The 13,703-nt window shown below is 71.7% G+C and carries 10 protein-coding genes and 2 pseudogenes; 7 read left to right on the forward strand and 5 right to left on the reverse strand.

What is annotated here, in order from left to right; translation table 11 throughout:
- Nucleotides 1–72: 72 nt before the first annotated feature.
- From WJ438_RS05480 to WJ438_RS05495, 4 genes and pseudogenes are all read right to left on the reverse strand, one after another.
- Complete coding sequence (locus WJ438_RS05480) at nucleotides 73–2,280, reverse strand: 3-hydroxyacyl-CoA dehydrogenase NAD-binding domain-containing protein (RefSeq protein WP_406724202.1); 2,208 nt, start codon at nucleotides 2,278–2,280, stop codon at nucleotides 73–75.
- A 41-nt stretch (nucleotides 2,281–2,321) separates the two neighbouring features.
- Entirely contained in the window at nucleotides 2,322–3,536 is a 1,215-nt protein-coding gene (locus tag WJ438_RS05485; RefSeq protein ID WP_406724203.1) for an acetyl-CoA C-acetyltransferase, read from the reverse strand.
- 11 nt (nucleotides 3,537–3,547) lie between these two features.
- Nucleotides 3,548–4,747, reverse strand: coding sequence for a CaiB/BaiF CoA transferase family protein (locus WJ438_RS05490; RefSeq protein ID WP_406724204.1), 1,200 nt, complete (start codon nucleotides 4,745–4,747; stop codon nucleotides 3,548–3,550).
- Nucleotides 4,748–4,832: 85 nt separating this feature from the next.
- Nucleotides 4,833–5,278, reverse strand: a pseudogene (locus WJ438_RS05495) (MmcQ/YjbR family DNA-binding protein).
- Nucleotides 5,279–5,400: 122 nt separating this feature from the next.
- On the opposite strand from WJ438_RS05495, the pseudogene WJ438_RS05500 reads away from it, so the two are divergent.
- Together WJ438_RS05500 and WJ438_RS05505 are read left to right on the forward strand one after the other, a co-directional pair.
- Nucleotides 5,401–6,596: pseudogene (locus tag WJ438_RS05500) on the forward strand (saccharopine dehydrogenase family protein).
- Between the two features lie 116 nt (nucleotides 6,597–6,712).
- The gene (locus WJ438_RS05505) at nucleotides 6,713–6,937 is read left to right on the forward strand and encodes a hypothetical protein (protein ID WP_406724205.1); all 225 of its coding nucleotides are present in this window, start codon (nucleotides 6,713–6,715) and stop codon (nucleotides 6,935–6,937) included.
- Here the strand turns inward: WJ438_RS05505 and WJ438_RS05510 are convergent.
- Nucleotides 6,934–7,641 (reverse strand): endonuclease V, encoded by a 708-nt coding sequence (locus WJ438_RS05510; protein WP_406724206.1) that lies wholly within the window; start codon nucleotides 7,639–7,641, stop codon nucleotides 6,934–6,936. The genes WJ438_RS05505 and WJ438_RS05510 overlap by 4 nt on opposite strands.
- A 222-nt stretch (nucleotides 7,642–7,863) precedes the next feature.
- Between WJ438_RS05510 and WJ438_RS05515 the strand changes: the two genes are divergently transcribed.
- The 5 genes from WJ438_RS05515 to WJ438_RS05535 all read left to right on the forward strand — a co-directional run bounded on the left by WJ438_RS05515 (nucleotide 7,864) and on the right by WJ438_RS05535 (nucleotide 13,652).
- A complete protein-coding gene (locus tag WJ438_RS05515) occupies nucleotides 7,864–8,280 on the forward strand; it encodes an SsgA family sporulation/cell division regulator (protein WP_406724207.1) in 417 nt (138 codons plus the stop codon).
- 79 nt (nucleotides 8,281–8,359) lie between these two features.
- The gene (locus tag WJ438_RS05520) at nucleotides 8,360–9,574 is read left to right on the forward strand and encodes a GDSL-type esterase/lipase family protein (protein WP_406724208.1); all 1,215 of its coding nucleotides are present in this window, start codon (nucleotides 8,360–8,362) and stop codon (nucleotides 9,572–9,574) included.
- 318 nt (nucleotides 9,575–9,892) lie between these two features.
- Nucleotides 9,893–11,509 (forward strand): ABC-F family ATP-binding cassette domain-containing protein, encoded by a 1,617-nt coding sequence (locus WJ438_RS05525; RefSeq protein ID WP_406724209.1) that lies wholly within the window; start codon nucleotides 9,893–9,895, stop codon nucleotides 11,507–11,509.
- Between the two features lie 212 nt (nucleotides 11,510–11,721).
- A complete protein-coding gene (gene ddaH, locus WJ438_RS05530) occupies nucleotides 11,722–12,498 on the forward strand; it encodes a dimethylargininase (protein WP_406724210.1) in 777 nt (258 codons plus the stop codon).
- A 179-nt stretch (nucleotides 12,499–12,677) separates the two neighbouring features.
- Nucleotides 12,678–13,652, forward strand: a complete 975-nt coding sequence (locus WJ438_RS05535; protein ID WP_406724211.1) for an acyl-ACP desaturase — start codon at nucleotides 12,678–12,680, stop codon at nucleotides 13,650–13,652.
- Nucleotides 13,653–13,703 lie beyond the last annotated feature (51 nt).

Raw genomic sequence — 13,703 nt, forward strand, 5'->3', positions numbered from 1 at the left:
GGGTGGGGCGGGAACGGGGGCGGGACGGGCCCGCGTTCCCGTCCCGCCCCCGTCAGGTCTTCCTCGGGCGCCTCAGCCGGCGTCCGTGAACCGCTCCCCCTTCTCCGCCTTGGCCACCAGCAGCGCCGGCGGCGCGAAGCGCTCGCCGTAGCGCTCGGCGAGTTCACGCGCGCGTGCCACGAATCCGGGCAGGCCCGCCGCTTCCCCGGCGCCGCCCTCGTAGCCGTTGATGTACTGCAGGACACCGCCGGTCCAGCCGGGGAAGCCGATGCCGAGAAGGGAGCCGATGTTGGCGTCGGCGACCGAGGTCAGCACGCCCTCCTCCAGCAGCCGGACCGTGTCCAGCGCCTCGGAGAACAGCATCCGCTCCTGCATGTCCCGGAACGGGATCTCGTACCCGGGCTTGGTGAAGTGTTCCCGCAGGCCGGGCCACAGGGCGTCGCGCCCGCCGTCCTTCTTGTACGTGTAGAAGCCGGCGCTGGCGGCACGGCCGGGGCGGTCGAACTCGTCGACCATGCGGTCGATGACGGCGTCGGCGGGGTGCTCGGTCCAGGTACCTCCGGCCTCCTCGACGGCCCGCCTGGACTCTGCCCGGATCCTGCGCAGCAGGGTGAGGGTCAGCTCGTCCACCAGGGACAGCACCTTGGCGGGGTAGCCCGCCTGGGCGGCGGCCTGTTCGACGGAGGCGGGCTCGACGCCCTCGCCGACCATGGCGACACCCTCGTTGATGAAATGGCCGATGACGCGCGAGGTGAAGAAGCCGCGCGAGTCGTTGACGACGATCGGCGTCTTCTTGATCTGCCGGACCAGGTCGAAGGCGCGGGCGAGCGCCTCGTCCCCCGTCCGCTCGCCCTTGATGATCTCGACGAGCGGCATCTTGTCGACGGGCGAGAAGAAGTGCAGCCCGATGAAGTCGCCCTGGCGTTCGACGCCTTCGGCGAGCGCGGTGATGGGGAGGGTGGAGGTGTTGGAGCACAGGAGCGCGTCGGGGGCGACGACGTTCTGGATCTCCTGGAACACCTTGTGCTTGAGGGCGGTGTCCTCGAAGACGGCCTCGATGACCGCGTCGCAGCCGGCCAGGTCCCGCACCTCGGCGGTGGGCGTGATCCGCGCGAGGAGCGCGTCGGCCTTCTCCTGGGTCGTCCGGCCCCGGGAGACGGCCTTGGCACACAGCTTCTCGGAGTACTGCCTGCCCTTGGCCGCCGCCTCCCGCGTGACGTCCTTCAGGACCACGTCGATGCCCGCGCGTGCGCACGAGTAGGCGATGCCGGCGCCCATCATCCCGGCGCCGAGCACGGCGACCTTACGGACCTGGCGGGGCTCGATGCCCTGGGGGCGGTTGGCGCCGGAGTTGACGGCCTGGAGATCGAAGAAGAACGCCTGGATCATGTTCTTCGACGTCTGTCCGGCGGCCAGCTCGACGAAGTAGCGGGCCTCGATGACCTGGGCGGTCTCGAAGTCGACCTGGGCGCCCTCGACGGCGGCGGCGAGGATGTTGCGCGGCGCCGGGTAGGGGGCGCCGTTCGTCTGCTTGCGCAGGTTGGCCGGGAAGGCGGGCAGGTTGGCGGCGAACTTGGGGTGGGCCGGGGTGCCGCCCGGGATGCGGTAGCCGGGCCGGTCCCAGGGCTGGGCGGACTCGGGGTGCGCGTCGATGAAGGCGCGGGCCTTGGCCAGCAGGTCGTCGCGGGTGTCGGCCACCTCGTCGACGAGGCCGTTCTCCAGGGCGCGTCGCGGGCTGTACTGGGTGCCCTGGAGCAGCACCTTCAGCAGGGCGTCGGCGATGCCGAGCAGTCGGACGGTGCGGACGACGCCGCCGCCCCCGGGGAGCAGGCCCAGGGTGACCTCGGGGCAGCCGATCTTGGAGTCGGGCGCGTCGAGGGCGACGCGGTGGTGGCAGGCGAGGGCGAGTTCGTAACCGCCGCCCAGGGCGGCGCCGTTGATCGCCGCGACGACCGGCTTGCCGAGTGTCTCGATGCGGCGCAGCTGCCGCTTGATCGCCAGGCCGCCGTCGAACAGGTCCTGCGCCGTGTCGGGGGTGACCCTGATCAGGTCGCGCAGGTCGCCGCCCGCGAAGAAGGTCTTCTTGGCGGAGGTGAGAATGATGCCGCGGAGGGAGTCCGGGTCGGCCTGGAGCTCCGCCTCCAGGCGGTCGGTGATCACGGCGAGCGAGTCGCGGAACGCCTGGTTCATGGTGTTCGCGGACTGGTGGGGGTCGTCGAGGACGAGGGTGACGACGCCGGTGTCGTCCTGTTCCCAGCGGATGGTGGTGCTCTCGGTCATGAGGGGGTCTCCGTAAGAAGTCGCGGGTGGGTCGCTGGGGTTCAGATGCGCTCGACGATGGTGGCGATGCCCATGCCGCCGCCCACGCACAGGGTGGCGAGGCCGTAGCGCTTGTCCTGGCGTTCGAGTTCGTCGACGAGGGTGCCGAGGATCATCGCGCCGGTGGCGCCGAGCGGGTGGCCGAGCGCGATGGCGCCGCCGTTCACGTTGACCCTGTCCAGCGACAGGCCCATGTCCTTGACGAAGCGGAGCACGACCGCCGCGAACGCCTCGTTGATCTCGACGAGGTCGATGTCGTCGATGGTCAGGCCCGCCCTGGCGAGTGCCTTGCGGGTGGCGGGGGCGGGGCCGGTGAGCATGATGGTGGGCTCGGAGCCGGACACGGCGGCGGAGACGACCCGCGCGCGGGGGGTGAGCCCGTAGCGCTCACCGACCTCCTTGGAGCCGATGGCGACAAGGGAGGCGCCGTCCACGATGCCGGAGGAGTTCCCCGCGTGGTGGACGTGGTCGATCCGCTCCACCCAGTGGTACTTCTGCAGCGCCACCGCGTCGAAGCCGCCCAGGTCGCCGATGTCCGCGAAGGACGGCTTGAGTCCCGCAAGCGAGTCGGCGGTGGTGCCGGGGCGCAGATGCTCGTCGTGGTCCAGGACGACGAGTCCGCTGCGGTCCTTCACGGGGACGACGGACCGCGCGAAGCGGTTCTCCTTCCACGCGGTGGCCGCCCGTTCCTGCGACAGGGCCGCGTACTCGTCGACGTCCCGGCGCGAGAAGCCCTCGATGGTGGCGATCAGGTCGGCGCCGATGCCCTGGGGGACGAAGTTCGTGGCGAGGTTGGTCATCGGGTCGTTGAACCAGGCGCCGCCGTCCGAGGCCATCGGCACCCGGGACATCGACTCCACGCCGCCGGCCAGCACGAGGTCCTCCCAGCCGGAACGCACCTTGGCGGCGGCCATGTTGACGGCCTCGAGGCCGGAGGCGCAGAAGCGGTTCTCCTGGACGCCGGCGACGGTGTCGGGCAGTCCGGCGGCGATGGCGGCGATCCGGGCGATGTCGGAGCCCTGGTCGCCGACGGGGCCGACGACACCGAGCACGATGTCGTCGACGGCGGCCGGGTCGAGGCCGGGGAAGCGGTCGCGGATCTCGTGGATGAGGCCGACGACCAGGTCGACGGGCTTGGTGCCGTGCAGGGCGCCGTTCGCCTTGCCGCGCCCGCGCGGGGTGCGGATCGCGTCGTACACGTACGCTTCGGTGCTCACGGGATGGCCTTTCACTGAGGGTTTCGGGGCGCGGACAGCAGTCGGGGTACATCCCAGTCGCGGGCCACGTCGTCGGTGTCGGCGCCCGGCCGGGCGGGCCCGGTGCGGACGGTGGTGGGGGTGGCGGAGAACCGCGGGGCCGGTGCGGGCTGGGTGATGCCGCCGTGGTGGGTGAAGGTGCCGCGGGCGGCGAGGTGCGGGTCGTGCGGGGCCTCGCGCAGCGACAGGACGGGGGCCACGCACGCGTCGGAGCCGTCGAAGACGGCGGTCCACTCGTCGCGGGTGCGGGTCTTGAAGCGGGCGGCGACGTGCTCGCGGAGCGCGGGCCACCGGGTGACGTCCCCGTGGGCTCCGGACCAGTCGCCCTCGCGGGCCCCGGAGCGGTCCGGTCCGTCCGCGCCGCTCGGTCCGTCCGTGCCGTCCTCGGTGCCGAGGAGCCGGAGGAACTCGGCGTAGAACTGCGGCTCCAGCGCGCCGACCGTCATGTACCCGCCGTCGGCCGTCCCGTAGGTGCCGTAGTACGGGCATCCGCCGTCGAGGAGGTTGGCGCCGCGCCGGTCCTGCCAGCCGCCGGCGGCGAGCATGCCGTGGATCATCGCGGACAGGTGGGCGGTGCCGTCCACGATGGCGGCGTCGACCACCTGCCCGGTGCCGCCCGCACGTACGTGGTGCAGCGCGGCGAGGACGCCGACGACGAGGTAGAGGGAGCCGCCCGCGTAGTCGCCGAGCAGGTTTGCCGGGACGGCCGGTGGCCGGTCGGGGCTGCCGACCATGCCGAGGGTGCCGGTGCGGGCGATGTACGCGATGTCGTGCCCCGCGCGGTCGGCGAGCGGGCCCTGCTGACCCCAGCCGGTCATCCGGCCGTAGACGAGGCGCGGGTTCCGGACGTGGCAGTCCCCGGGGCCGACGCCGAGGCGCTCGGCGACGCCGGGGCGGTAGCCCTCGAGGAGGACGTCGGCGCGTTCGACCAGGTCGAGGACGTGGTCGGCCCCGTCGGGAGCCTTCAGGTCGACGACCACGGAGCGCTTGTTTCGGTTGGTGACGTCGTACGCGGCATCGATCGCGAGCACCGGGGTGCCGGGGCGGTCCACTCGGACGACGTCGGCGCCCAGGTCGGCGAGGAGCATGGCGGCGAACGGGCCGGGGCCGATCCCGGCCAGCTCGACCACGCGCACGCCGGTGAGCGGCCCCTGCGTCGATACCTTCGTCATCGCACTCCCAGCTGTGACACAACTGATGTAACACCAGTGATGCTAAGAAGACGTTCCATCCGGCACAAGAGGGCCGAGCAAGCGCTCAGTCATGCGTTTCGGCCACTCTACGGTGCGCTCCTCGCCGCGTTCCCGCCCGGCTCAGCGTTTCCCCATGGTCGTCGAGTTCCGCCGCCAGGCGCTTCGGCGCGCTGGTGCGGCAGCTCTCCTCTCACCCAGTCGCAGAGCGGCCCGGCCGCGGACGCCCTGCGGCTCCAGCGGGACACTCACCCAGCCGGGCCTGCCCAGGCCGTAGCCGGCGGACTCGGCACCCGGGCAGCTCGGAGCGTGGGCGTGGGCCGTCTCGTCCCTGAGCTGCACGGTGATCCCGAGCGGGTGGCTGCCGTCGTCGACGCCGAGGAAGACGCACACCTTCTTGCCGACCTTCGCGACGGCCTCACCCCGGGAACGGTCCTCCGCGGCTCCCGGCAGACCCAGGGCGTACACGCGCGCTTTTTCCCACTTCTTCAGGGTGTTCCTGGGCACGGCCATCGGCTTCCTCCGGGCTCGTCGTCGGGCTCCGCACACCTCACGCTAGCCTCGGCCACCGAGAGCGGCACGATTGCGGAGCCAAGGGGCGTCACGATCACCGGGGCGCCACGACAAGGGGTGTCATGAACAGGCTGAACAGGACGGACGACCGTCCCTACGACATCGTGCTCTTCGGAGCCACAGGCTTCGTCGGGACGCTCACCGCCGAGTACCTCGCCGCCCACGCGCCCTCCGGTCTGCGCTGGGCGATCGCGGGCCGCTCCCCGAGAAGCTGGAACGCCTGAGGGAGCGGCTGGAACGGCTGTCCGGCGATCCGGAGATCGGACTGCTGCGGGCGGACGTGTACGACCCGGCCTCGTTGCACACGCTCGCCGAACACGCGCGCGTGGTGGCCACGACCGTGGGCCCCTACGTGACCTACGGCGAGGAACTCGTCGCCGCCTGCGCGGACACCGGCACCGACTACCTCGACCTCACCGGTGAACCGGAGTTCGTGGACCTGATGTACGTCCGCCACGACGCACGCGCGCGGGAGACCGGCGCGCGCCTGGTGCACGCCTGCGGCTTCGACTCGGTTCCGCACGACCTGGGCGCCTATTTCACCGTGCGGCAGCTGCCGGAGGGAGTGCCGCTGACGGTGGACGGTTTCGTGACCGCCGACGCCACCTTCTCGGGCGGGACCTTCGCCTCGGCGCTGGGCCAGTTCGCCCGGCACCGGCAGCTCCGCGCGGCGGCCCGGGACCGGCGGCGGCACGAGCCGCGGCTGGTGGGGCGCCGGGTGTCGGCACCGTCGGGCGGGCCGCGCTACGCCCCCGAGGTTGGCGCCTGGGCGCTGCCCCTGCCGACCATCGACGCGCGGATCGTGCGCCGGTCGGCGAAGGCGCTCGACCGGTACGGGCCCGACTTCCGCTACCGGCACTACGCGGCCGTCCGGCACCTGCCGTTCGCGGTGGGCGGGGTCGCGGCCGTGGCCGCGCTGGTCGCGGCGGCTCAACTGCCGCCCCTGCGGCGCCGCCTGTCCGACCGGCTGGCGCCCGGTGACGGGCCGGGGCCCGAGAAGCGCGCCAGGAGCTGGTTCACCGTCCGCTTCGTGGGCGAGGGCGGCGGACGGCGGGTCTTCACGGAGGTCGCGGGCGGTGACCCCGGCTACGACGAGACGGCGAAGATGCTCGCCGAGGCGGCGCTCTGCCTGGCCTTCGACGACCTCCCGCCGACGTCGGGACAGGTCACCACCGCGGTGTCGATGGGCGATCCGCTGATCGAGCGGCTGCGGGCCGCGGGCATCCGCTTCCGCGTCGTCGCGACCCGCCCGTCCTGAACCCGGCCGCACCCCGCGCCAACCCGGAGTTGAGACTTCTGGACGCTCACCCCCTGCGGCCCGTTCGTACCCGCTGCCCAAGTCTCAAAGGGGAGTTCGATGAAACAATTGAGGGCATGCGATTTCTTCTCGAAGTGAGCATGGACGACGAGGCGTTGGCCAAGGATCCCGCGGGTGAGCTGGGGCGGATCCTGCGGTACTGGGGCGGGAACCTGCGCCACTACCCGATGAAGCCCGGGGACGGGTCGGAGATCTACGACTCGGAGTACCGCCGGGTGGGGCGCTGGCGCATCGAGCCGGACGCGAGGGAGAAGCAGGACGAGCGGCAGGGAACCGCCTAGACGCCGGTGCCCGACGCCTTCCCCGCCTCCCGCAGGGCCCGGCGGCACAGGGCGTCCGCTCTGCGGGTGGTTTCCGGGAGGCGGTACGTGGGGGTCAGCGCGAGGGTGTGGACGCGGGCGTTGGCGAGGGTCACGCGGTGGCCGACCGAGACGAAGACCGGCTTGACGGCGTCCCGGGTGCGCAGGGCGAGGCCGACCTCCTCGACCCCGGCGAGCAGCGGAGCCGTGCTGCCGCGCGGGGTCGCCGGGGTCGTGAAAGTGAAGGTGAAGGGGTTCTTGGCGACGCCGATCGTCGGCAGACCGGTGAGCACCCCGAGATGGCTGGCGAGACCGAAGCGGCGGGGGTGGGCGAGTCCGTAGCCGTCGCAGACGACCAGTCCCGGCGGGCACGGCAGGGCGTCGAGGGCGGCGAGGACGGTGGGGATCTCCCGGAAGGCGAGCAGGCCCGGAACGTACGGGAAGGAGATCCGGCCGACGGCCGTGGCCTCGGCCACGACCTCCAGGCTGCCCGCGTCCAGGACCACGGCCGCCGCCGCGACGAGGTCCCGCTCGTCGTCGTACGCCACGTCCACCCCGGTGACGCGGCCCGTTCCGGGCGGCGGGCCGGGCTCGTCGAGCACCACCCGTCCGCGCAGTCCGTCCTGGACCGCGCGGGCCTGCTCCTCGGTCGTGGGCCAGTCCGCGGGGATGCGTACGCTCGTCATGGTGGCGACGAGCCTACGGGTCCGGGATCTTTTCGCGACGGGGCGGGGCCCCGCGCAAGCGGTGCGTACCACCCCCGGAAGACTCCGGCCACTCGGATGCATGAAGACGGTGACAGAGGTCACTCTGTTCTGGTGGGCACGGATTGGCTGATTCCGTCGTCTCTTTGAGTGGGCCGCCCTATCCGCCCGGAAGCCGTTGAGCCGTCACGAGGGAGCAAGGCGTTGTCCACCGTCATCGAGCAGCCCGTCGAGGCCCGGCTCGTCGCCGCCGCGCCGCGGATGCCGAGCATTCCCGCCACCCTGCACTACGACCGGAGCGACCCGTTCGCCGTTCATATGACCTTCCCGGCCCCCGCCACCCTGGAGGGCGTAGAGGTCTGCTGGACCTTCGCCCGCGAACTGCTCACCGCGGGGCTGCACGAGCCCGAGGGCCACGGCGACGTGCGGGTGCGGCCGTACGGCTACGACCGGACGGCGCTGGAGTTCCACGCGCCCGAGGGAACCGCCATCGTCCATGTCCGCTCGGGTGAGATCCGTGAATTCCTCGAGGCCACCAGCGCACTCGTGCCGGCCGGCCTGGAGCACCTTCAGCTCGACCTGGACCACGACCTCGCGGAACTGATCCGCGACGCCTGCTGAGCCACGGCTCCGGGCGAGCCGGGTGTCCGTGCCCGGAAAAACGTTTGCGGATCACCCATCCGGTTGACAGCCTGCGCTCATGAGTGCCCCCACCCCCCGCGGCCCCGGCTCCTCACCGACGCCCCCGGCAGAGGGCTGGATCACCACCCCGCTCACCGAAGAGCTGCTGCGCGGCGCGCTCGAGCTGGAGCGGACCGCCCGGGGAGTGCAGCCGCACCGGTTGCCCGCTCGGGCCCGCGCGCAGGTTCCCGACGATCAGCTGAAGACGGCGGAGGCGCAACCGTCCGGCGTCCGGCTGGTGTTCCGCACCCGGGCCACCGCCGTCGAGCTGGACGCGCTCCGTACCAAGATGGCCTACGAGGGCGCCCCGCCCCGTCCGGACGGCGTCTACGACCTGCTGATCGACGGCGAACCGGCCGGGCAGGCCGAGGTCACCGGTGGGAACGTCATGCTGGTGAACATGGCCACGGGCTCCGCCGACCTGCGGCCGGGCCCCGTCGGCACCGTCCGCTTCACCGGGCTCCCGGACCATGACAAGCGCGTCGAGATCTGGCTCCCGCACAACGAGATGACCCAGTTGGTCGCCCTGCGCACCGACGCTCCCGTGGAGCCGGTGGCCGGCGGGGACCGCAGGGTGTGGCTGCACCACGGCAGCTCGATCAGCCACGGGTCCGACGCCGCGAGCCCGACCACCACCTGGCCGGCGCTGGCCGCCTCCCTCGGCGGGGTGGACCTGGTCAACCTGGGGCTGAGCGGCAGCGCGCTGCTCGACCCGTTCACCGCGCGGGCGATGCGGGACACCCCCGCGGACCTGATCAGCGTCAAGATCGGGATCAACCTGGTCAACGCCGACCTATTGCGGTTGCGTGCCTTCGTCCCGGCGGTGCACGGCTTCCTCGACACCATCCGCGACGGCCATCCGACGACGCCCCTGCTGGTGGTCTCGCCGATCCTGTGCCCCCTTCACGAGGACACCCCGGGCCCGAGCGTCCCCGACTTCAGCACGATCGGCGAGGGCCGGCTCCGGTTCGTGGCCATGGGGAACCCCGAGGAACGGGCCGCCGGCAAGCTCACCCTCAACGTCGTACGGGAGGAGCTGGCCCGGCTGGTGAGACAGCGGGCTGCCGACGACCCGAACCTGTACCACCTGGACGGTCGCGAGCTCTACGGCGAGGCGGACCACGCCGAGCTGCCGCTGCCCGACGCGCTGCACCCGGACGCCGCCGCGCACCGTCGCATCGGCGAGCGCTTCGCGGGGCTGGCCTTCAGCGCCGGCGGGCCGTTCGCCGGCTGAGCCACCCGTCGGCCCCTTCGGCCCTCCGCCTGCCCACCCCGCCCCTCCGCGGAAAACGCGTTGACAGTGGATCGGGCCCCTCGTAGCGTGTACAGCGCTTCTGTTGCCGTCGATCGGAGAGGGACGTTGCTCGTCTGAGGTTCTGAGACACCGCGTCACACCTGTGTGGTGTGCACGCCGCGTGCGACCTCGGCGTACGAGCCGTCCTTGCGGAACAGGGCTTCTTTCCTGCCCGGACCCCCCGCTCGGCCTGTCGTCCCGCGGTGTCTCGATACGCGTTTGCACCCGACCGCATCACGCAACCGCGCGGAGGCCCGCATGTCCACATCCCTCACCTGTACCTCCCTGTCCTTCACCTGGCCCGACGGCACCCCCCTCTTCGAGGGCCTCAACGCCGCCTTCGGCCCCGGCCGGACCGGACTCATCGGCGCCAACGGGTCAGGGAAATCAACCCTGTTGAAACTCATCGCCGGTGAACTCCGGTCGGCCGACGGCACCGTACGCGTCGTCGGCGAGGTGGGATACCTGCCGCAGAACGTGACGCTCGACACCGCGCTGAGGGTCGACGACGCGCTCGGCATCGCCGCGCAGCGCGCCGCGCTGCACGCCATCGAGGCGGGCGACGTGGCCGAGGCGCACTTCGAGACCGTCGGCGACGACTGGGACGTGGAGGAGCGCGCCCTGGCCACCCTCGGTGAACTCGGCCTCACACACATCGGGTTGGACCGCACCATCGGCGAGGTCTCGGGCGGCGAGTCGGTGCTGCTGCGGCTGGCCGCGCTGCTGCTGCGCCGGCCCGACGTACTGCTGCTCGACGAACCCACCAACAATCTCGACCTGTACGCGCGCAGGCGGCTGTACACGGCCGTCGAGGACTGGCCGGGTGTCATGATCGTGGTCAGTCACGACCGCGAACTCCTGGAGCTGGTCGACCAGATCGCCGATCTGCGCTCCGGAGGGGTCACCTGGTACGGCGGCAACTACTCGGCCTACGAGGAGGCACTCGCGAGCGAACAGGAGGCGGCCGAACGCATGGTGCGGGTCGCCGAGTCGGATCTGCGCAAGCAGAAGCGCGAACTGGCGGACGCCCAGGTAAAACTGGCCCGCCGCAAGCGGTACGGGCAGAAGATGTGGGACAGCAAACGCGAACCGAAGATCGTGATGGGCGCCCGCAAGCGCGCGGCACAGGAGTCCGCGGGCAAGCACCGCGTCATGCACGAGGAGAAGCTCGCCGAAGCCAAGGAGCGGCTCGACGAGGCGGTGGAGGCCGTACGGGACGACGACGAGATCCGCGTCGACCTGCCGCACACGGCCGTACCACCGGGACGCACCGTCCTCACCCTCAGGGATCTGGAACTCGCGTACGGCACCCGGGCGGGCGGCGACTTCGAGCTGCGGGGCCCCGAGCGGGTCGCGCTGATCGGGCGCAACGGCGCGGGCAAGACGACGCTGCTGCGCACCGTCGCGGGCGAGCTTCCGCCGGTGTCCGGCGAGGCGACGGCACAGGTCCCGCTGCGGTTCCTGCCGCAACGGCTCGACGTCCTCGACGACGAGCTCAGCGTCGCCGAGAACGTGGCCCGCTTCGCGCCGGGTGCCACCAACAACCGGATCCGGGCGAGGCTCGCCCGCTTCCTGTTCCGGGGTGCCCGCGCCGACCAGAAGGCGCTGACGCTCTCCGGCGGCGAGCGTTTCCGGGCGGCACTGGCCGCGCTGATGCTGGCCGAGCCCGCGCCCCAGCTGCTGATGCTGGACGAGCCGACCAACAACCTCGACATCGCGAGCGTCCGCCGGCTCACCACTGCCCTGGAGTCCTACGAGGGGGCGCTGATCGTGGCCAGCCACGACCTGCCGTTCCTGGAGTCGGTCGGGATCACGCGATGGCTGCTGATGGAGGGGGGCGGACTGAGGGAAACCGCACCGGACGCCGTCGGCTGACCGGGCCCGACCCTCCACCGGTACGAACCGGGGCGGCATGGACCCGGGCGGTCCGGTTGGTTACCGGTGGTGGATCTCATCGCCGCCGGGGGTGGCCCGGACCGGGTTCTCCCTGCATGATGGCTGCGCCGCCACCCGCGGGAGACCGGCCGGCCCACCGGCGCCCTCGGCAACGATGCCAGACATGCCCCGTCCGATACGGAGTCACGCTCGTGTCCAGCAAGAAGGCCCTCGTCCGCCGTCCCAGCCCCCGACTGGCCGAAGGGCTGGTGACACACATCGAGCGGGAGGGCGTCGACGTCGATCGCGCGGTGGAGCAGTGGGAGGCGTACACCGGGGCGCTGCGCGGCCACGGCTGGGAGACGGTCGAGGTGGACCCGGCCGACGACTGCCCCGACTCCGTGTTCGTCGAGGACACGGTCGTCATGTACCGGAACGTGGCCCTGATCGCCCGGTCCGGTGCCGAGTCCCGGCGCGCGGAGACCGCCGGGGTCGAGGAGGCCGTGGCCGCTCTGGGCTGTTCGGTGAACTGGATCTGGGAGCCGGGCACACTGGACGGCGGAGACGTGCTCAAGGTCGGCGACACCGTGTACGTGGGCCGCGGTGGGCGCACCAACTCGGCCGGGATCCAACAGCTCCGGGCAACGTTCGAACCGCTGGGCGCCCGGGTCGTCGGCGTGCCCGTGAGCAAGGTGCTGCACCTGAAGTCGGCGGTGACGGCGCTGCCGGACGGGACGGTCGTCGGACACCTCCCGAACCTGGACGCGCCGTCGCTGTTCCCCCGCTTCCTGCCGGTGCCGGAGGAATCCGGGGCACACGTGGTGCTGCTCGGCGGGGACCGGCTGCTGATGGCGGCGAGCGCGCCGAAGACCGCGGAGCTGTTCGCGGACCTCGGCTACGCGCCGGTGCCGGTGGACATCGGGGAGTTCGAGAAGCTCGAAGGCTGCGTCACCTGCCTCTCGGTACGGCTGCGGGACCTGTACGCCTGACGGGTGACGCCCTTCCCCCGTACGGCCCTGGCCACCCGCGTGGACAACGCCGATCTGCGATTTTTACTGCACCCTTAACCTACGGTTTCGTAACCTACGGTTTCGTAGCCTACGATTCCGTAGGTTGCCGCCGCCGCTCGCCGGCGCCCCTGTCTGTCCCCGTCCCCCTGGAGTACCCCATGTCGCTCACTTCTCCCCACCTCGGCAGTCCGGCCGTGTGGACCGACGCCCGGCTGTTGTACGCGCTGGAGGAAGTGGTCGAGAAGGAGCTCAACCGGCACCTGAAGGTCACCAAGGACTGGATGCCGCACGAGTACGTGCCGTTCAGCGACGCCCGTAACTTCCCCGGCTTCTTCGAGGACGGCGAGGCATGGGAGAAGGAGCAGTCCAAGGTCACCGAGGTCGGCCGGATCGCCCTGGTGGTGAATCTGCTGACCGAGGACAACCTCCCGAGCTACCACCACGAGATCGCCACGCTGTTCGGCCGGGAGGGCGCCTGGGGCACCTGGGTGCACCGCTGGACCGCGGAGGAGGGCCGGCACGGCATCGTGATGCGGGACTACCTGCTCGCCTCGCGGGCGGTGGACCCGGACAAGCTCGAGCAGTTCCGCATGTCCCACATGAGCGAGGGCTTCGAGTCGGACAACCGCCACTCGATGCTGCACTCGATCGCCTACGTCGCGTTCCAGGAGCTGGCCACCCGTATCTCGCACCGCAACACCGGCCACCAGTCCGGTGACCCGGTCTGCGATCGGATGCTGGCCCGCATCGCGACCGACGAGAACCTTCACATGGTCTTCTACCGCAACCTGCTCAAGGCGGCCTTCGAGCTCGCCCCCGACCTCACCATGCAGGCGGTGCGGGATGTCGTCGTGAACTTCCGGATGCCGGGTCACGGCATCCCCGGCTTCGAGCGGGCGGCGGCGCAGATGGCGATCGGCGAGGTCTACAACCTGCGCATCCACCACGACGACGTGCTCCTCCCGGTGATCCGCCACCTGAAGGTCATGGAGATCGACGGGCTGGGTGCCGAGGGCCGCCAGGCCCAGGAGGAGCTCGGGATGTACCTCGGCGGTCTGGACTCCGAGGCGGCGAAGTTCGACGAGAAGCTCGCCGCCCGCAAGGCCCGGATGGCGGCGCGCGCGGCCGGCTGACCCGCTCACCGCAGACACCGGCGGGCCGCCCGGGCGAACGGGGCGGCCCGC

The organism is Streptomyces sp. GD-15H, from assembly GCF_045291515.1.
GTDB lineage: Bacteria > Actinomycetota > Actinomycetes > Streptomycetales > Streptomycetaceae > Streptomyces.

Coding starts and splice junctions, on each gene's coding strand:
- WJ438_RS05525 (WP_406724209.1), top strand. CDS start 9,893: ATGTCCACATCCCTCACCTGTACCTCCCTGTCCTTCACCTGGCCCGAC.
- WJ438_RS05520 (WP_406724208.1), top strand. CDS start 8,360: ATGAGTGCCCCCACCCCCCGCGGCCCCGGCTCCTCACCGACGCCCCCG.
- WJ438_RS05505 (WP_406724205.1), top strand. CDS start 6,713: ATGCGATTTCTTCTCGAAGTGAGCATGGACGACGAGGCGTTGGCCAAG.
- WJ438_RS05480 (WP_406724202.1), bottom strand. CDS start 2,280: ATGACCGAGAGCACCACCATCCGCTGGGAACAGGACGACACCGGCGTC.
- WJ438_RS05490 (WP_406724204.1), bottom strand. CDS start 4,747: ATGACGAAGGTATCGACGCAGGGGCCGCTCACCGGCGTGCGCGTGGTC.
- WJ438_RS05535 (WP_406724211.1), top strand. CDS start 12,678: ATGTCGCTCACTTCTCCCCACCTCGGCAGTCCGGCCGTGTGGACCGAC.
- WJ438_RS05510 (WP_406724206.1), bottom strand. CDS start 7,641: ATGACGAGCGTACGCATCCCCGCGGACTGGCCCACGACCGAGGAGCAG.